Annotated in this window: 18 protein-coding genes and 1 riboswitch; of the genes, 7 read left to right on the forward strand and 11 right to left on the reverse strand. The window is 39.9% G+C overall.

Annotated features, from left to right (window positions below; translation table 11 throughout):
- Positions 1-2: 2 nt before the first annotated feature.
- Both ABE41_RS19790 and ABE41_RS19795 read right to left on the reverse strand, forming a co-directional pair.
- A complete protein-coding gene (locus ABE41_RS19790; RefSeq protein WP_066294177.1) occupies positions 3-1,916 on the reverse strand; it encodes a lamin tail domain-containing protein in 1,914 nt (637 codons plus the stop codon).
- A gap of 247 nt (positions 1,917-2,163) precedes the next feature.
- Positions 2,164-2,730: a glycerol-3-phosphate responsive antiterminator gene (locus tag ABE41_RS19795; RefSeq protein ID WP_066294180.1), complete on the reverse strand. Its 567-nt coding sequence runs from the start codon at positions 2,728-2,730 to the stop codon at positions 2,164-2,166.
- A 469-nt stretch (positions 2,731-3,199) separates the two neighbouring features.
- Positions 3,200-3,244, forward strand: a riboswitch (PreQ1 riboswitch).
- A gap of 4 nt (positions 3,245-3,248) precedes the next feature.
- On the opposite strand from ABE41_RS19795, the gene ABE41_RS19800 reads away from it, so the two are divergent.
- On the forward strand, positions 3,249-3,947 hold the full coding sequence (locus ABE41_RS19800) for a queuosine precursor transporter (RefSeq protein ID WP_066294186.1): 699 nt from the start codon (positions 3,249-3,251) through the stop codon (positions 3,945-3,947).
- A gap of 14 nt (positions 3,948-3,961) precedes the next feature.
- On the opposite strand, the gene ABE41_RS19805 is transcribed toward ABE41_RS19800, so the two are convergent.
- Positions 3,962-4,927 carry an HD domain-containing protein gene (locus tag ABE41_RS19805; RefSeq protein ID WP_066294189.1) on the reverse strand — a complete coding sequence of 322 codons (966 nt, stop codon included), beginning with the start codon at positions 4,925-4,927 and terminating at the stop codon, positions 3,962-3,964.
- Positions 4,928-5,168: 241 nt separating this feature from the next.
- Here ABE41_RS19805 and ABE41_RS19810 point away from each other — a divergent pair, with 241 nt between their 5' ends.
- The gene (locus ABE41_RS19810; RefSeq protein WP_066294193.1) at positions 5,169-5,999 is read left to right on the forward strand and encodes a glycerophosphodiester phosphodiesterase; all 831 of its coding nucleotides are present in this window, start codon (positions 5,169-5,171) and stop codon (positions 5,997-5,999) included.
- Positions 6,000-6,042: 43 nt separating this feature from the next.
- Here ABE41_RS19810 and ABE41_RS19815 read toward each other — a convergent pair whose 3' ends face one another.
- Together ABE41_RS19815 and ABE41_RS19820 are read right to left on the reverse strand one after the other, a co-directional pair.
- The gene (locus tag ABE41_RS19815; protein ID WP_066294194.1) at positions 6,043-6,543 is read right to left on the reverse strand and encodes a hypothetical protein; all 501 of its coding nucleotides are present in this window, start codon (positions 6,541-6,543) and stop codon (positions 6,043-6,045) included.
- Positions 6,544-6,630: 87 nt separating this feature from the next.
- Positions 6,631-7,128, reverse strand: coding sequence for a Crp/Fnr family transcriptional regulator (locus ABE41_RS19820; RefSeq protein WP_066294195.1), 498 nt, complete (start codon positions 7,126-7,128; stop codon positions 6,631-6,633).
- 85 nt (positions 7,129-7,213) lie between these two features.
- Between ABE41_RS19820 and ABE41_RS19825 the strand changes: the two genes are divergently transcribed.
- The gene (locus tag ABE41_RS19825; RefSeq protein WP_066294197.1) at positions 7,214-8,158 is read left to right on the forward strand and encodes an AEC family transporter; all 945 of its coding nucleotides are present in this window, start codon (positions 7,214-7,216) and stop codon (positions 8,156-8,158) included.
- On the opposite strand, the gene ABE41_RS19830 is transcribed toward ABE41_RS19825, so the two are convergent.
- Positions 8,135-9,100, reverse strand: a complete 966-nt coding sequence (locus ABE41_RS19830) for a YbgA family protein (RefSeq protein ID WP_066294199.1) — start codon at positions 9,098-9,100, stop codon at positions 8,135-8,137. The genes ABE41_RS19825 and ABE41_RS19830 overlap by 24 nt on opposite strands.
- 102 nt (positions 9,101-9,202) lie before the next feature.
- Between ABE41_RS19830 and ABE41_RS19835 the strand changes: the two genes are divergently transcribed.
- Positions 9,203-9,670, forward strand: a complete 468-nt coding sequence (locus ABE41_RS19835; RefSeq protein ID WP_066294202.1) for an NUDIX hydrolase — start codon at positions 9,203-9,205, stop codon at positions 9,668-9,670.
- Here the strand turns inward: ABE41_RS19835 and ABE41_RS19840 are convergent, their stop codons facing one another.
- Positions 9,671-10,543 (reverse strand): GNAT family N-acetyltransferase, encoded by an 873-nt coding sequence (locus tag ABE41_RS19840; protein ID WP_066294210.1) that lies wholly within the window; start codon positions 10,541-10,543, stop codon positions 9,671-9,673.
- Between the two features lie 155 nt (positions 10,544-10,698).
- Here ABE41_RS19840 and trhA point away from each other — a divergent pair, with 155 nt between their 5' ends.
- Together trhA and ABE41_RS19850 are read left to right on the forward strand one after the other, a co-directional pair.
- A complete protein-coding gene (gene trhA / locus ABE41_RS19845; protein WP_066294212.1) occupies positions 10,699-11,340 on the forward strand; it encodes a PAQR family membrane homeostasis protein TrhA in 642 nt (213 codons plus the stop codon).
- A 21-nt stretch (positions 11,341-11,361) separates the two neighbouring features.
- The gene (locus ABE41_RS19850) at positions 11,362-11,544 is read left to right on the forward strand and encodes a DUF6954 family protein (RefSeq protein WP_066294214.1); all 183 of its coding nucleotides are present in this window, start codon (positions 11,362-11,364) and stop codon (positions 11,542-11,544) included.
- Positions 11,545-11,570: 26 nt separating this feature from the next.
- Here the strand turns inward: ABE41_RS19850 and ABE41_RS19855 are convergent, their stop codons facing one another.
- Together ABE41_RS19855 and ABE41_RS19860 are read right to left on the reverse strand one after the other, a co-directional pair.
- Entirely contained in the window at positions 11,571-12,833 is a 1,263-nt protein-coding gene (locus ABE41_RS19855) for an MFS transporter (RefSeq protein ID WP_066294217.1), read from the reverse strand.
- Between the two features lie 67 nt (positions 12,834-12,900).
- Complete coding sequence (locus ABE41_RS19860; protein ID WP_066294219.1) at positions 12,901-13,503, reverse strand: TetR/AcrR family transcriptional regulator; 603 nt, start codon at positions 13,501-13,503, stop codon at positions 12,901-12,903.
- 96 nt (positions 13,504-13,599) lie between these two features.
- On the opposite strand from ABE41_RS19860, the gene ABE41_RS19865 reads away from it, so the two are divergent.
- A complete protein-coding gene (locus tag ABE41_RS19865; RefSeq protein WP_066294221.1) occupies positions 13,600-14,070 on the forward strand; it encodes an 8-oxo-dGTP diphosphatase in 471 nt (156 codons plus the stop codon).
- A gap of 253 nt (positions 14,071-14,323) precedes the next feature.
- Here ABE41_RS19865 and ABE41_RS19870 read toward each other — a convergent pair whose 3' ends face one another.
- Positions 14,324-15,427: a M24 family metallopeptidase gene (locus ABE41_RS19870; protein ID WP_066294224.1), complete on the reverse strand. Its 1,104-nt coding sequence runs from the start codon at positions 15,425-15,427 to the stop codon at positions 14,324-14,326.
- Between the two features lie 339 nt (positions 15,428-15,766).
- Entirely contained in the window at positions 15,767-17,149 is a 1,383-nt protein-coding gene (locus ABE41_RS19875; protein ID WP_066294226.1) for a glycine--tRNA ligase, read from the reverse strand.
- Between the last annotated feature and the right edge of the window lie 306 nt (positions 17,150-17,455).

Genomic DNA, 17,455 nt, shown 5'->3' on the forward strand with positions numbered 1-17,455 from the left:
TTTTATTCAATATCCCTGTCATCTTTCATTAATGTCTTTAAATCAATTTTCAGCATTCTGTCCATCGGGTAAGTTGTGGTATACCGGTATTTATTAGCTCCTGATTCAAAAAGAACATAAAGTTCTTTTTTCACCGTTACAATTCCCTCAGGCATTGGAATTGCTTCAATACTCGCCCGAGGTTTGGCCGTCGCTCCGTCAAGGAACCATAAAGGAACCTCTTTTCCATTCACCATAACCGAACTGTGTTGATCTTCTTTTAATGGATGTCCATAACGATAAAGGACACTATCATTTCCTCTGCCATAAGAGGTGCTCAGTGCGATTCCCATCTTTTGAACAATTGCACCTTGGACCTTACCCGTAGTCGATAAAACATAATCTGGTGTTGCTGTTTGAGAAGGATCTCCATTCCAATGGTCTTTCGATAACATATCATTGTTTCGTTCAAGATCATACCCTACCATCCAGGCAAAGTGCATTTCACCGTCACGGTTCATAATGTGATGTGATGGATCAGTAGGGTACGCACTTGCTTCATAAAACTCTCCTACCCACAGGATTCCTTCATCATATACATTATAAGCAGCTTCCACTGGCAGAGGGATCTGGTTGATGAACTGAATTTCAGCATTGTTTTCAGCTGTGACAAGGTCACTAATTTTTAATGGGAAAAGGAATTGCTCAGAAGCAATCCATACATGATCCCGGCTGACCGTAATTCCGCCTGCGTGGCCTGTGTAAGGCGTACCATCCGTATTATATAATAAGACGGATTTAATTAATTTTTCGCTCGTTGCATCAGTTACAGTAAGTGTTCCTGGCCTCCCATCATCTAAATAATTGACAGTCAGCAGCCAATCCTTTTTCTTATAATACGTAATTCCCTGTGGAACAAGATCCTGAACCAATCCTGGAATGACTGGTCCGTCTTCACTTATATCCCAAAGTCCTTGATACTTAGGGTCTTTAATATGAGGTGACCGTTCTTCCTGTGTAATAATTTGATGGGTCGGTCTTGCCATAACAGGTTCTGACTTCTCAGATACATTTCCTGAAGTATCTTCTGCAGCTATTTGAAGCATATAATCCGTGTTCCCTATAAGAGAAGAAAGTGTAAATTTGTTGTCTGATGGAGCGACTGAGTACTCTAATACCCCATTTTTATAGATATGGTAACGGTAAATGTCAGACTCCGGGTTCAGATCCCATGTCAGCGAAACTTCACCTGCCCCAGCATGAGAGGTAATATTTGACGGAGCCATTGGAGGCTCTTCATCTAAAACTGGTCTTGGCGGTGCCTGATCTGGAACGATCCATCCTGGTGTCGGAATTTGGTTGCCACCCAATTTTTTCATAGTCAAACTTCCGTCTTCAGGGTAACCAAATGTGATTGATTTTTTTAAGGATACATCATCACCTGTATATATTGCCTTCACTACTTCCTTGCCTTGAGAGTCCAATACTGAAACTGTTTGAGTCCCGGAGTTAACCAATCCACTGATATCTTCTAGTACTCGCAGTTGATCTTCGCCAACATACTTATTTTTGTATGAAGAAAAATAGTTATGGTTGAAGGCTTCTAATGAGATCGGCTGAATTTCACCTCTCCTTGTCCAAAAAAGATGTGTTTCCCATGGTTCAATGATTAAGGAACTCTCAATCTCTTTGTCCCATCCTTTAGTTTTAATGCGATAGCCCTCTAAATCCATCGTTTCACCACTATTATTATAGATTTCCAAATACTCAAACGCGTCCAAACCAGCATAATTATCCGTATTCGGTATTAACTCTGTAATTAACAATGATGGACCCGTTTCTAAGGCATTAGACATCCTGGCCGGTGCTACTGAAAAAACACTCACAAAAACCATAAAAATCGCAACTGAATACATCCTCCAATTTTTACATTTCACTTTTTTTCCTCCTTAGATTAAGTTCTCAAACTCATTGATCTTGAACTTTTCAAAACAAACAAACCCCATGACAATTAAAAGTATTACAAAAATGCAATACAGATAATGTCACAGGGTTCTCCGCTTCTCTACCTGAGGACTATTTTTTATATGTAATTATATGGTTATAATTTTATAATAATAGATTTAAAAACACAATATAATATTTATAATTTTCAGTCTATTTACAGAAAATAGGAATCATTACCTATAATTCTAAATTCCATAAGCTTGGATCGCCGGACGATACAGCTAAAGCCCCCGCTCTAAGTCCGTTTAAGATTTCCTCTTTATTACTAATTAACCCTCCTGCAATGATTGGCAGGTTTGTTATCTTCGTCAATTCGTCAATAACAGTTGGCATCAGACCTGGTAATACTTCAATGGCATCCGGCTTACAATTATGAGCAATTTCTATTCCTTTTTTTATTGCATTTCTATCGATAAGAAATATGCGCTGAATTGTCATTAACCCTTCTTCTTTTGCATATTTGATAAGATTGCTTTTTGTTGTAATAATGCCCTGTGGTTTCCAAACTTTTGCTATATATGTTATAGCACTTCTTGTATTCGCAAGTCCCTCAATAAAATCCATATGTACGAATGTCATTTTCCCGGCCCTTTTTAATTGTTCTATATAATCTTTTGTTGTAATAATATCTCCAGTTAAAATAAAAGTAATATTTGCTGTTGAATCAATTGCCTTTCTTATATCTTTTTCATTTTTTATTGAGGAAATGACTTGTGATTGAACAATATCTACTATGTTAACCATCTCTAACCCCCTCATATCTTTGCCTTCATCTTAATTTTTGTCCTCTTTATTAATTTGATTGTTATCTACTTATTCCTCTATTTTTCTAAATCCAATGAAGATCTAATTGACATCTTATTTCTCGGGAAATTTTTGTCGAAATTTTGTAACTGATAGTCTTTCTATAACGTTCTTTTCTAAAAGATTGCTGCTAAAGCGATTTTGGCAAAGTTCTTCTTTGAAAAGTTAATTGGAGTGGATGGGCGAGACTCCTGCAGGATGAGTGGGACAGGTGAGACCATTCAAAGTCGCAAGGCGACGAATGGGCTCACCGCACACCCTGCGGAAAGCGAGTCCTGTAACGGAAATTAACCTCTTACAAAGCAACAAAGTTTACGAAGACAGTGTTCTAAAAAAACCGCTTCAGGAACATTCTAGTGATTGATTATTAACATAAACTGACTTATAATGGGAAACTGTTGAATTTATGTATTTCGCGGTTCGAAAACTCCCGCGTTAACAAAACTAGGAGGAATTTTATGTTTAATTTTTATTTTGGTGTAGGTTTTGCACTTGTGAATTTTGTGCTTTTCTTACTGTGCTATAAGTGGTTTGGGAAAGCAGGTTTATTCGCTTGGATCGCTGCCGCAACTATCTTAGCTAACTTACAGGTCGTAAAAACGATCGAGATGTTCGGTCTTGTTATGACACTCGGAAACGTTATTTACGGCACGATCTATTTAGCAACGGATTTGCTAAACGAAAAATACGGAGAAAAAGAAGCTAAAAAAGCAGTTTGGTTTGGATTCTTCACACTTGTTATGACGACAATTATCATGCAGCTCGTTCTTGTATTTGAACCGCATGAAAGTGATTTTGCTCAAACGCATCTTGAAGCTCTTTTCGGTCTCATGCCGCGTTTGGCACTAGGAAGCTTGACAGCTTATCTTATCAGCCAATACCTTGATGTTAAGCTATTCGCTAAACTAAGAGAGAAGTTTTCAAGACCTGATCAGCTTTGGATTCGAAACAACGGCAGCACGATGGTGAGCCAGCTGATCGACACATTTATCTTTTGTATGATTGCATTCGCTGGAGTCTTTTCTTGGGACGTATGGCTTCAAATCTTCTTCACAACGTATGTGATTAAGTTTTTCGTATCTGCGGCATCTACACCATTTATTTATATAGCAAGAGGCTTCAAACACCCAGAAGAAGCACAAAAACCAGGCAATTAATCGCCTGGTTTTTTCTATATCACTTTTATATAACTACCTTTTAGAGCTTTTTCTTTCGCTCTTTCATTCATCTCTTTTACTGCAGAAGAGATTTCGGATGCTGCTGCAATACCATTACTGTCAATTACCGTTGGATCAATCAAACGAGGTTTTCCTTTTAAATGAATTTCATACTCTTTTTCATTTTCTTGAAGATTTACAGGCTTAATGATTTCCTCATATCGTCTATTCAATTCATATTCCCCAGATTGCCTGATTTTTTCTAGCACTTCTTCATCTGTGAGCAGGAAATCATCTTTAGTGATAACTTTAGCCCCCAAAGCCTGTTTCAGTAACTTAATCAATTTATCATAGCCGTATACATTGAGGGGATCCATAAAGAAATCCTGAACTTCTTTGTAATATGTTTGAACAAACCATTCTGCATGCTGTTTCCCTTTTATACAGATTACATCGTCCTTCACATATAGACTCGGCAAAAATGCTTCTACTTCATCCTTTGTTATGTAGTTGTATCGATATAAGTCTCTGAGCGTATAATCTATTCGATCGGCGCAAAGAAGAGGAAGCGGCTGTTCTAGAAGCGGAAAATCTCCCTTAAAAATCATATCTATTGAATAGCCATGTTTTTTCAAGATCTGCGGCACCTCAGACTGCAAAAGTATCTCTTCAAAGATTTCTTCGTGAAAGTCCTCGGACTCTTTCTCTAAAACAAAGTCGATTACATGAGAAAACGCTGTATGTGATACATCATGCAGCAATCCAGCGATTTGTTCTTCAATCGATCCACCCAGCCTGCGAATCAAAAGCATAACACCCACTGAATGTTCATAACGGGTTACATTCCATTTTGAATTAACCAAATAGGAAGCCCCGCCTTGATGAATGCCTTTTAACCTCTGAACAGGCTTGGATTGAATAAGGTCTTGCAGCACAGCTTCAACTTCATACTCACCATAAATTGCATCTTTAACAAGCATTTATTTTAGCCCCCTTATGTCTTTGTCATCTTAACATAAATGAAACGTCATTCACCCCCTCTTTACAAAAGTAAGTTTTATTAAGATTCCTGCTCTATAAGGCCTCTTTTTCTTTAGAATTGTAGGGAATATCTGACCATTCTTTTCCAAAGTGCCTTTGATAGCATAAGTCTTGTGAGTCCTGCCTGTTTGCATGAGGCAGGCAGGATACACACATAACCAGTGCAAAGGGGATGGAAAGATGAACGTAAAGAAAATGACAGCCGCTTCACTTCTTTCAATGGGACTTATCGGTTCATTATTCACTACCGCAACATTCGCTTATGAAGCATCAGATCAAGTGGAAACAGTTGCTCACCGTGGTGCGGCAGGATATGCACCAGAGAATACAATGGCTGCTTTTCAAAAAGGTGTCGATATGAAAGCAGATTATATTGAGATTGATGTACAGCAGACAAAAGATGGGGAACTTGTGGTCATCCATGATGTGACACTTGATCGTACAACAAATGGCACTGGATATGTAAAAGATCATACGCTCGAAGAAATTCGCCAGCTGGATGCAGGAAGTTATTTCGCACCAGAATTTGCTGGAGAAAAAGTTCCTACTTTTGAGGAAGTACTTGATGAATTCCGAGGTAAAACAGGTATTCTAATTGAATTAAAAGCTACTTATTATTATCCTGGCATTGAACAGAAAGTGACTGAAGCATTAAAGGAACGCAACATGCATCTTCCTAACAACGAGAAAATTATCGTTCAGTCTTTTGAATTTGAATCTATGAAAAAGATGGACGAGCTTTTGCCAACCGTCCCTGTTGGTGTGCTAACAGGACGTGCAACTGATTTAAGCGAAGAAAAACTGAATGAATTTGCGACATATGCGGAGTATGTGAACCCGAGCAAATCCCTAGTTAACTCTTCCCTTGTAAATGAAGTTCATGAGCGTGACATGGGTATCATGGCTTGGACTGTACGTAAAAAAGAAGAAGTTCAGCCTCTGCTTGATGCCGGCGTAGATGGTATTATTACAGATTATCCTGATTATCCTCCAGCACATAAAGCTGAATAAAGAAAAGTGTTGAGGCGTTAGAAGCGCTTCAACACTTTTTTGTTTAATTGTATTGTTTTATGATCTCATCAAGTTTCTGAGATTTTTCACTAAGTTTGTTGTTTATCTTTTCATTGATGCTCAGCCACTGTGTCATTTTTTCTTTTGCGAGTTTTTCATCATCGGCACGCATTGCTTCATGCATAGATTTTTTCGTATTGTGCGCTTCTTGATTTAAGGCTTTCAAGTCTTTATGAATCTGTTTCATATCCTGCCAGATTGCCTCATTCCCGCTTCTTTTTTCTTTATTGCCACCTTCAGCAGCTTTTACATGAAGGCTGAACAGCTTATCCTTCTTTTCAACAATCTCTTTTTTTATTTCAAGCCGTTCTATTTTTAACTCATTCGCCTTATGTACCTCAGCTTCAAAGTTTTTCATGTGCCTGAAATGATGTTCTCTTTTCTCTTTTACGGCCTGAACGTTATCCGCCTGTTGGGCAAAAACTGTCACAGACCCACTGGATAATAACGCAAAAGCCAATGCTGCAGGTAAGATTTTTTTCATCTATATCACTCCTTAACTTTTATACTTGTATCATTTGTTAAAAGAGTAAATTTCTTGCGTTCACATGTATGTAATTTCTTTGACACTTCACTTCAGCTTTTTTAAAACCCGGTTGACTGTTTCTCTTCTTAAGCCAATAAACTGACCGATTTCCTCCTGGGTCAGTACCTTTTCAACAGGCACTTCAGGAAAATAACTCGCAAACCATTTTTGAAGTTTCGCAACCTTTCCTTCAGGCGTTAACGTCGACATTTGATTAATCCTTTGCTGCATCATTCTTAGTTTTGTTTCTAAAAGATGCGCTACTTCTTTATACACATTAGGATCTTCCTCTAAAGACCTGTACCACTGTTCTGGGTCAATTCTTGTGACCTCTGAAGGCAAAAGTGCAATTGCCGAGCCATTGTATTCTTTATGGCTTGTAAGTGAATGATGCGGAATCATCTCACCTGGAACAATCAAATTTAATAATAACTGGCTTCCATCCTCATGTACTCTGACTATTTTTAATAATCCTTTATCAAGTTTGAATAAAGGCCCTTCTTCCCCTTGCCTAAATAAAGTTTCTCCTTTTGCTATAAACATGAAGAACTTCATCCCCCTTTTGCGTCAATCGTGTTCACCCATTTCACCCCATGCCCATACTCTTTTAATAGGAGGAGGAAACAAAATGAACCAGTTCGCTCACTTCACACAGGAATTAACACTATTGTACAGCATTGCCTTGTTAGGTTACATGCTTCGAAAAAAAGAAATATTGCCGGAGGGCAGTGAAAAAGTTTTAACGGCCGTTATATTAAACGTTACTCTCCCTGCACTTATACTATTTGGTATGGATGTTGCGTTTTCAGTTGAAAATATAATTCAATTTGGCTGGCTTTCTTTATTGTCAGCTTTTGTGCTCATCGTCTCATCTGTGATTTCCTCTTTAACCGTAAAAAAATTGAACATAGAGGTTAAAAAGAAAAATGCCTTAGAAGGCATCATGATATTTGGCAATCAAGGCTTTCTTGGCATCGCGGTCTGTTATTTATTGTTTGGAAAAGAGGGAGTATTCTATGGTACTCTATTTAATTTCGTTTATTTATTATATATCTGGACATATGCGATCTACCTTTTTGCAAGGAGCGCCGAAAGTGTCCAATGGCGGAAAGTCTTCTTGAATTCCGGGGTTATTGCTACCTTAGCCGGGCTATTATTAATGATTCTGCCAGGAACCCTTCCTGCCGTTTTATCCAATACGCTAGAACTGACAGGTAAACCTACTGTTCCGCTCTCCATGCTGTTGATCGGTTCTTTATTAGGCGGCATGCCTCTAGCTGATTTAAAGCTCTTTTTGAAAAATAAACACCTTTGGCTTGCTTCACTTTACAAATTAATTCTATTTCCGCTTCTATTACTGCCATTCTTACTTTTTCCATTGCCGATTCAGCTTTTCGCGGTCGCCTTTTTAGTAGCTGGGATGCCCTCAGCTCCGACAATCTCGATGTACGCTCAGCAATATGGAGAAGACGCTTCCTTCGCAGCAGCTGGAGTTGCTTTAAGCACTTTTCTTTCCTGTATAACCATTCCAGCTTTATACAGCTTTCTTTTAGTAATCTCGTCCCTTGCCTGAATCAGAGATCTCGAGCAGGATTTCAGGATATGGAGCAAAGAATGTCTGCTGCAATACCTCGTTATCGTCAAAACGGATAGCGTGTGATTTCAACAGTGTGGTAATACTTGAAAACGGCTCTTTCTTGTTGGCGTATTTCTGCAGGAGCTCTTTAAAAAAAGCCACTTCTCTTACGGATAGCTTGGATTCAAATCGATTGAATATTTCTTTTGCAACACTTCTATTTGAATCATTTCGGGCAGCCCGGTTAAACAATTTGTGCAGTGCTCTTGCATAAAGCTCAACAGTCTTATCTTCACCATTCTCGTTAACATTTTTTAAGATCCGGTTCATCACCTTTAAAGTCGGCTTGCTGTATGCCATAAGTAAGTAATAATTCTTTTTATGAAAATCCTTAACAGCATCTAACCCCTTAGGCAGCAATCTGCGAAACGAGGCTAATGTGAAAAGTTTCGTATAAAACCGGTCCCGGATCGTAAAGTTATTAAGTCTTCCTTCCTCTTCAACTGCCAGATGTGAAAAGAGTTCCGTGACCTTTCCTCCGAAAACACCACTGGCATGACCGATCGCTGGTCCTTTCTCAGTTGATGCATACACTTTTACTTCTTTTATTCCGCATGAAGGAGAACGAGTTTTCAATATAAAACCGTCTGTTTCTTTGACACCGGCTAAGTAATTTTCTGAGAACAGCCTCATTTCTTTTGTTACGTCTCTTTTTGTAGAGGGCTGAAGAAGCAAATGGTCTTCTCCTTGTTTTACAATTCTTATCGTCTCCCGCGGTGTTCCGAGGCCAATCTCTACTTCCGGACAAACAGGGACAAAATCTACGTATTCCATTAATTTTTTTATCACATCATTATAGATCACATCACCGTTATAACGGCACGCGTCAAATTCCAAACACTTGCTGACAATGACTCTAGGTCTTGCATAAGCTTCCATCCATCCTGCTCCTCATTCATTGTTTTCTATCATTGTCTCCATTTTTAAGTGAAATTTTATCATCATTTCTGTAAAATGTTGGTTAACGAGAGGAGAGGTTCGATGGCATATTATGAGGATCTTCGAAAACACGTAGGAAGTGCACCGCTTATTTTACCCGGATCGGTTGTAATCATTGTAAACGAACAAGAAGAGATTCTTCTGCAGCACCGCAGAGATGGCGGCTGGGGACTGCCTGGAGGCTTAATGGAACTAGGTGAGAGTTTTGAAGAAACAGCAATTCGTGAAGTAAAAGAAGAAACAGGTCTCGATATTGATGGCCTGACACAGCTGCACGTATATTCAGGAGCAGATCATTATTTAAAAGTTCCAAATGGGGATGAACTCTATTGCGTAACTGCGGTATATACGGCAACAGACGTAAAAGGTAATATTTTAATAGATGAAGATGAATCTTATGAATTTCGCTACTTTCCAGCAGAACGGCTTCCAGACGGGATATTAAAGAGTGCTCAAAGATACATAAACGATTATCTCGGGCAAAAAGAAAAGAACAGAGCGTACCGGTAGTTAAGCCGGTGTCTCTGCTCTTTTTTCGTTAAACTTAAATTCAACGAAATCACATACAGGTTGATATCCAATATTTTGATAGATTTTATTTGAAGTTGGATTCGCTAAATCAGTAAATAAAGAGCAAAATTCATATCCCTCTTGTAACAGATATTCACTTAATGCTGCAACACAGGCACTGGCGTAGCCTTTGCCTCTAAACTCTTTCGGCGTATAAACAAGATTTACCGCTACACCTTTAATATTGGGTCTTGTTTTAGAAGCCATAGATACGGCTTTTCCTTCGTCTTCCCAAATAAAAAGGAAGCCATCTCGTACTCTTGTATTCGCATATTCCTCTGCTTCATCACGTGTCATCAGCTGATTAATTTCACCCGTTATCTCAACGATCCACTGCGGTAAAAACGTTAAGTCACTTTCGGTTGCTGGCCGTAATTTCCCTGGACGTACCGCCGGCTGTATAACAGACTGCAGCGTATACAAGCGCAAATCCATAAGCACTTTTTCTTCCAATTGATGTGCTGCTGTCCAATGCTTTGAAAAAGCTTTCCCAACTGCCTTTGGTGCATGTACTTTATGAATCGCGTAATTTTCTTTTATTAAATATTCGGCTAAATAGGGTGCAGCTGTAACGCCGTCTGATTCTTCTTTTTCTAAAAGCAAGATGGCATACGGAGGAATCAGCATAGCTGCGAGCATGATCTTTCCGTCTTTTTTTACTGTCGCTAAGAATGGCTTTTCTGCCTCCCACACTCTATCTCTGTTTCGCAGGCAATTCCCCAGCATAATCTGCGCCCGGTCTTCCTGATCCAGCAAGAACGTTTCCACTTCATCATAAAATGCAGGAATAGATTCATAACGTGTTACTTCCATGACCATGACCCTCTCTTTATATAAAGTCTGTAATCCTATATATTTCAATTTTTACAAATCGATTCCCTCTTTTTCATAAAATCTTAAAGTCTTTATTTGATTAAAGGGTATTGAATTCTGTTATACTTACTACAACATAAAGGAAGGTGAACGGAATGAGTACACATGTATTTACAAAACGTGAAGAAATAGCGAACGCCATCACGCATGGCATAGGCGTCCTTCTAAGTGTTGCCGTTACTTCCATCCTGCTTGTGTTTGCAGTTTGGAAAGGAACAGCTGTTCATATTGTGAGCTTTGCTGTATTTGGTGGAACCATGCTGGCGCTTTATACCGCATCCACTCTCGTACACGCTTTTCCTAAAGGACGGGTAAAAGATATATTTGAGATCATGGACCATGCCGCAATCTATTTGTTTATCGCTGGGACGTATACACCGATCGTATTGATCGTTGTCGGCGGTGCTCTAGGCTGGACATTATTTGGAGTGGTATGGGGACTTGCAGCCTTTGGAGTCTTGTTTAAAGTCTTTTTTACGAAAAAGTTTGTTGTGTTATCGACGCTTGGATACGTAGCAATGGGCTGGCTGATCACATTTGCGCTACAAGATATTTCAGCTAACATGCCTCCTGAAGGAATTCAGCTCCTTGTCGCAGGCGGAATAATCTATACGCTCGGAAGCATCTTTTATGTATGGCGCAGCTTTCCGTTCCACCACGCGGTTTGGCATCTGTTCGTTTTAGCTGGCAGTGTTTTACATTTTCTTATGATGTTTTATGTGCTGCCTCTGTCATAGAATAGATAAGGGGTGACAAAAATGAAAATCGTGCTGAGGATTGTTTTTGGAATTGCCTTTTTACTAGTAGCCTTTTTCGGACTTGGTCCGGTGTTGTTCGCAGACGGGATGCCTGGTGAACGGACGCTGACGTTGATAGTTGTTCTCGCGATATTTGCATTGTTGTATGTGGTATATAGATGGCTGATGAAGAGAGTTTCTTAAGAGCAGAGATCGCCTCTGCTCTTTTTTTATGCTGTTGTTTTTTCGATCCTTTGTTCTTCTTGTTCAGATTGAAATAAAACATAATAGATGATTAAACTAATTGAACCCATAATGGTAAAGAGGAAGGTAATCATACCTGATGACAGGAACCCGCTTAACATCACGAATAATGCAGCAATAATCCCTGAGAAATGAAAGGATAAACCATAAACAGCCATGTAAGAACCTCGTGCATCATCAGGTATTAAAGAAGCCACATAAGCTTGCTTAGCCGGAATATGTGCAAGTTCACCAATTGTTGCCACAAACATCGCTATTATGAGAACAACTGGAACACTGCTGTAACTGAGGACAATATAACCAAATGCATAACAAAATCCTCCGCCAAGCATTAATAGGCGATCTTGATATTTTTTTAACAACTTTGCTATCACTAAGCTCAGCAGAACGACTAGGATCGTGTTTTCTGCTTTAAGCATTCCAATCAGCTGAAATCCATCTACATCAAAGATTGAAGTGAACGGAAGCAAAGATACAGGATCCTTAAATTGTTCGACAAGTTTTATACCTATATATGTCGTTAGACTTTCTTCTAAGGAAATAAGGAACAAGCCAGCTATAGTAAAGAAGATAAATCGTTTATTCAATAAAATTTCCCTATAGTTCTTAATCCAGCTTTTAGTCTCTTGATGACTGATTTGAGCAGCAGCTACGGGAACATGAATGTCCTTCAGCCATATTTTCGTTACAATCCACGAGAGAAAAGCTACAAGTGCAATTCCAATAAACATTTCATATGGATATTTTTTAAAAAGAAAAGCTCCAGTTATACCTCCTGCTGCAACAGCAAGATTATTTAGCCAATAAGAGACAGTATAAACAGCCTTCCTGTTTTCCTTTGTACTCGAATCAATAATGATCGCACCATAGGCAGGTCCTGCCATTCCAGTAAAAAACAAAATAATGATAAATAAAACAAAGTTAGCGTTAGGCGATATCGAAAATATTAGATTACTAATTCCTGCTAAGAGATAACCTATTCCTATCATTCCTTCACATAATAAGATTGTATTTTTTCGTCCTATCCGATCAGCACGTCTCCCACCTAACAAAGCTCCTGTAATTCCTGATAAAATCACACCAATGTACATGAGCCCTGTTGCAAATTCACCTACTTGATTTGAAAAGAAAATCGCTAAGAAAGGGATTACAGCTGAGGAAGCAAGTGTGGTGAAAAATTGAAGAGCCAGCCTTAATTGAATGTTGCGATGAAACGTAAAATAATTCATATCTAGACCTCCAGTTTTACGATTGATTAATCAATCATTATAAGATTAAAAGTAATCCGAAACACATTTAGCGTTTCGGATATAGCAATTGAAAAGCCGGTATCTTGAGTTTTTCCCAGATGCGTGACACAGCATAGTCAGTAAATGTTAATCTGATTCCTAATAAAAAGCCCAAATAAGCAGTTGCTGTTAAATCAGCGTCAGAATCTTCAAGTACACATCTTCTTTGAGCATTCGTAATAATTAGAATGAGCTTTTGAATAAACTCGATGCTAAAATCATCAAGCTCTTTAAATGGTTCAGGAAACTTAGTATGCTGTCCAATTACTTGAACTACTAATTGCAGATACGTACGCATCTCGATAAAAATACGAATATGGTTGTCTATCATACTTTTAATTTCAGCTAATAAGTCCTCAGCTTCAGGATCAAAATCTAGAAGGTCCACTTTAAAAACGGTATTTAGCGGCTCTGTAACAGCATGGTAAAAAAGCTGGTCTTTGTTTTCGAAGTATGTAAAAACACTGCCGAAGCTCACACCAGAAGCTTTAGCTACTTTAGCTATTGTTGTACTTTCATAGCCTTGTTCAGCAAATAAGATGATTGCCTGCTGCAGGATTTTTTCACGTTTTTGTTCCATCGCTTTAATTTGTTTGTCTGATAAAGGCAAAATAAATTTCTCCTTTTTACCGATGATTGGTTAATCAATCATTATTATATGTGATATGTTAAAATTAGTAAACAACTTTTTAAGGAGTACATTATAATGTCTGTTGAGCACCGTCTTTTTACAATGTGTATGGTACAGGATAGTGATAAAGTTCTATTGATTAAGCGTCCCGACGAACGAGGATTTCCTGGTTATCTAGCTCCAGGAGGTAAAATTGACTTTCCTGAAATTTTAGTAGATGGGGCAATTAGAGAGGTAAAAGAGGAAACTGGGCTCGATGTTTCCAATCTCGTCTTTAAAGGAATCGATGAGTATGTTAACCCGAAAGAGAACGTCAGATACATGGTTTTTAACTATTGGACTGATATGTTTTCTGGTGAATTGATGGAAGATCCACCTGAAGGAGAGCTTGTATGGGTGCCGATTTCTAAAGCTCTTGAACTGCCTATGCAAAGCTGGTTTAAAGAAAGGTTCCCTTTGTTCTTTGAAGCAGGCACTTTTGAAATACAGAGAGTGTGGGATGCTGATATAGATGAGCAGATCGAAGTAAAAATTTTAAAGACTTGATTTAGCATATATGACCAATGTCTAACTATGTCTAGAAATGTAAACTCGTGGATAAACGGGTAAAACTTTTGGATTCAGGACCAAAACTCGTGGATTCAACACCTTTTTTTGTGGATTCACGCCCAAAACTTTTGGATTGGGTCTCGCAGCACTACCGAAAACCGCTATCACACAGCCAAATCCCCCTCTAAAGACCTGTTAAAAAGGAAAGGATGACTCGATCACGAGCCATCCTTCTTTCATTTCATCTATTTTATTTAATTATCTGCAATTCTTTCGGGTATTTCGTCAATGTTTCATACCCAGCAGCGGTTACAACCACGTCATCTTCAATACGTACGCCGCCGATGTCATCGATATAGATTCCTGGTTCGATCGTGTACGTCATGCCTTCACGCAGCACGCCGTCATTGTTATCACTCATGGACGGGAACTCATGGACATCGATTCCCAAGCCATGCCCGATGCGGTGCGGGAAGTTGTCTCCATAGCCCGCTTCTGTAATATGGTTGCGCGCAATTACATCAAGGTCTCCGATGCGTGTACCTGGCTTTGATGCTTCCAACGCCTTCAGCTGCGCCTGCAAAACTGTATCATAAATCTCACGGCGTTTTTCATCCAGATCACCAAAAGCAACTGTACGCGTGATGTCTGAACAATAGCCATCCAAGACAACACCTAAGTCAAACAATACAAAATCACCATGCTGCAGTTTTCTTAAGCCTGGCTTACCATGCGGCTGTCCTGCTTTCTCTCCAAACAGTACCATCGTCGAGAACGACATTTGGCTGATACCTTTTTTCTTCAGTTCGTACTCGATCTTCGCGAGTACTTCCATTTCTGTTACGCCTTCTTTAAGTGCTGCAACACCAACTTCAACGCCGTAGTCCGCCAAACGTGCCGCTTCACGAAGGGTCTCAAGCTCGCCTTCTTCTTTTATTAAACGAAGTTCGTTCAGCAGCTCTTCAGCCCCAACTAACTTCGTATTCTCAAACATACCAAGAAGCTTTTCACCGCGTGCATATGGAAGTGTTTCTTTTTCCACCGCAATCGAAGTTGCTGCTGTCACACCGCGCTCAGCCAAAGTCTCCTGCACCTTAGCCCATGGATCTTCAGAATCACTGTATCCTACGATCTCATATGTCCAGCCTGCACCTTTTGCTTGTGAACGCTCCATTCCCGGGCAAATCATGAACGGTTCACCTTCTGGCAGTACAACAACACCAAGCACACGTTCATGCGGATCCGTGTAAAGTCCAGACAAATAGAATACATTCGCTGTCGTATGAATGAAGGCAAACGTTTGACCTTCTTCTTTTAACCAATCTTTAACCTTTTGAATACGTCCTTCGTTCATATGTATACCTCCAATAAAAGCCTCATTCGGCATTAAAAATTTTTCTCTCACTATCTATTGTAGTAGAAACCTCTAAAAAAAAACAGAAGCACACATTGCAAACCGCAAATGTGTGCTCTATTTTTCTGTTAGGCTTTTGAACATGTTAGTGAGTACACTTCATTGAAAGTTGATTGGAGCGCAAGGTGCGAGACTCCTGCGGGATCAGCGGGACAGGTGAGACCATTCAATGTCGCAAAGCGACGAGTGGGCTCACCGCACGCCCCGCGGAAAGCGAGCATCCTGGAGCGGAAATCAACCACCCACAAGAACAACGAAGATAGCGAAAACAGCCCTTAATTAAAACTGTACTGTTTCCTCGATAAAGCTCTTAAGGTCTGCAATCTTCACACGTGTTTGTTCCATCGTGTCACGGTCACGAACAGTCACCATGCCATCTTCTTTTGAATCAAAGTCATACGTGATACAGAACGGCGTACCGATCTCATCTTGACGGCGGTAACGTTTACCTATTGATCCTGTTTCGTCATAATCTACATTGAAGTCTTTAGCTAATGAGCTGAACACTTCAGTTGCTTCTTCAGATAGTTTCTTAGACAATGGCAGGATTGCCGCTTTATACGGCGCCAAAGCTGGGTGCAAATGCATGACCGTTCTGCTTGTGCCGTCTTCTAATTCCTCATCCTCATAAGCATCGATTAAGAACGCCAGCGTTACGCGGTCAGCACCTAGAGAAGGCTCGATGCAATACGGGATGTAGCGCTCGTTTGTCTCTTGATCGATATAGTTGAAATCTTCACCGGAGAACTCCATGTGACGCTTTAAGTCAAAGTCTGTACGGGATGCAACCCCCCAAAGTTCGCCCCATCCGAACGGGAACTTGTATTCAAAGTCAGTTGTCGCGTTAGAGTAGTGAGAAAGCTCATCTTCATTATGGTCGCGAAGACGAAGGTTTTCTTCTGTCATACCTAATGACTTAAGCCAGTTTTCAGCTGTATCTTTCCAATAGTTGAACCACTCGATCTCGCTTCCAGGCTTGCAGAAGAACTCAAGCTCCATTTGCTCAAACTCACGCGTACGGAATGTAAAGTTACCCGGCGTGATCTCGTTACGGAAACTCTTACCGATCTGTGCGATACCAAATGGAAGCTTTTTACGCATGGTGCGCTGAACATTTTTAAAGTTAACGAAAATCCCTTGTGCTGTTTCCGGACGCATGTAGATTTCGTTTGAACTTGATTCTGTTACACCTTGGTGAGTTTTGAACATCAAGTTGAACTGGCGGATGCTTGTAAAGTCGTGGCTTCCACACTCAGGACATGCAATGTTGTACTCTTTCACTAACTCTTCCATCTTCTCGAACGGAAGACCGTCTACGATGATCTCTTTACCTGCTTGATCTGCTGCATCTTCAATCAGCTTATCAGCACGGTGACGCGCTTTACAGTTTTTGCAGTCCATCATCGGATCGTTGAAGTTGCCGATGTGACCTGAGGCTTCCCACGTACGAGGGTTCATAAGGATTGCTGCATCCAAACCTACGTTATAAGGGGACTCTTGAACAAACTTTTTCCACCATGCTTTTTTCACGTTGTTCTTCAGTTCAACACCAAGCGGACCGTAATCCCACGTGTTTGCAAGACCTCCATAAATTTCAGATCCCGGAAATACAAAACCGCGATGTTTCGCATGATTTGTGATGGTTTCCATGTTTTTTGACATTGTAATTCCTCCCATTCGGATTATGCCTTATGGACCGTTCGTCTTTTATAAAAAAATAAAAAACTCCCGTCCCAAGGCGCTATGCCCAGGGACGAGAGTTGTATCTCCCGCGGTTCCACCCTAGTTGATCCGTCCGTATGTAAAACGAATCCTCTTTTCAAAAACAGCTCCGGATTGCCGTTTCACTAATGTCTCTTACCGGGCTTCCACCGCCCCCGGCTCGCTTTAAAGAGTGTCAGATTAGCTACTATTCATCCTTCACGGCTGCATATCATGTTTTATAATAAAGTAATATTACCAAAAAAC

Origin of the sequence: Fictibacillus arsenicus, assembly GCF_001642935.1 — a bacterium.
Taxonomy (GTDB): domain Bacteria; phylum Bacillota; class Bacilli; order Bacillales; family Fictibacillaceae; genus Fictibacillus; species Fictibacillus arsenicus_B.

What these genes read in the sequence shown, in the direction of transcription:
- ABE41_RS19815 (WP_066294194.1), bottom strand. Translation starts at nt 6,543, where the DNA reads ATGAAAAAAATCTTACCTGCAGCATTGGCTTTTGCGTTATTATCCAGT.
- ABE41_RS19870 (WP_066294224.1), bottom strand. Translation starts at nt 15,427, where the DNA reads ATGAACGAAGGACGTATTCAAAAGGTTAAAGATTGGTTAAAAGAAGAA.
- ABE41_RS19865 (WP_066294221.1), top strand. Translation starts at nt 13,600, where the DNA reads ATGTCTGTTGAGCACCGTCTTTTTACAATGTGTATGGTACAGGATAGT.
- ABE41_RS19830 (WP_066294199.1), bottom strand. Translation starts at nt 9,100, where the DNA reads ATGGAAGCTTATGCAAGACCTAGAGTCATTGTCAGCAAGTGTTTGGAA.
- ABE41_RS19820 (WP_066294195.1), bottom strand. Translation starts at nt 7,128, where the DNA reads ATGTTTATAGCAAAAGGAGAAACTTTATTTAGGCAAGGGGAAGAAGGG.
- ABE41_RS19800 (WP_066294186.1), top strand. Translation starts at nt 3,249, where the DNA reads ATGTTTAATTTTTATTTTGGTGTAGGTTTTGCACTTGTGAATTTTGTG.
- ABE41_RS19825 (WP_066294197.1), top strand. Translation starts at nt 7,214, where the DNA reads ATGAACCAGTTCGCTCACTTCACACAGGAATTAACACTATTGTACAGC.
- ABE41_RS19805 (WP_066294189.1), bottom strand. Translation starts at nt 4,927, where the DNA reads ATGCTTGTTAAAGATGCAATTTATGGTGAGTATGAAGTTGAAGCTGTG.
- trhA (WP_066294212.1), top strand. Translation starts at nt 10,699, where the DNA reads ATGAGTACACATGTATTTACAAAACGTGAAGAAATAGCGAACGCCATC.
- ABE41_RS19875 (WP_066294226.1), bottom strand. Translation starts at nt 17,149, where the DNA reads ATGTCAAAAAACATGGAAACCATCACAAATCATGCGAAACATCGCGGT.
- ABE41_RS19810 (WP_066294193.1), top strand. Translation starts at nt 5,169, where the DNA reads ATGAACGTAAAGAAAATGACAGCCGCTTCACTTCTTTCAATGGGACTT.
- ABE41_RS19850 (WP_066294214.1), top strand. Translation starts at nt 11,362, where the DNA reads ATGAAAATCGTGCTGAGGATTGTTTTTGGAATTGCCTTTTTACTAGTA.
- ABE41_RS19795 (WP_066294180.1), bottom strand. Translation starts at nt 2,730, where the DNA reads ATGGTTAACATAGTAGATATTGTTCAATCACAAGTCATTTCCTCAATA.
- ABE41_RS19840 (WP_066294210.1), bottom strand. Translation starts at nt 10,543, where the DNA reads ATGGAAGTAACACGTTATGAATCTATTCCTGCATTTTATGATGAAGTG.
- ABE41_RS19835 (WP_066294202.1), top strand. Translation starts at nt 9,203, where the DNA reads ATGGCATATTATGAGGATCTTCGAAAACACGTAGGAAGTGCACCGCTT.
- ABE41_RS19855 (WP_066294217.1), bottom strand. Translation starts at nt 12,833, where the DNA reads ATGAATTATTTTACGTTTCATCGCAACATTCAATTAAGGCTGGCTCTT.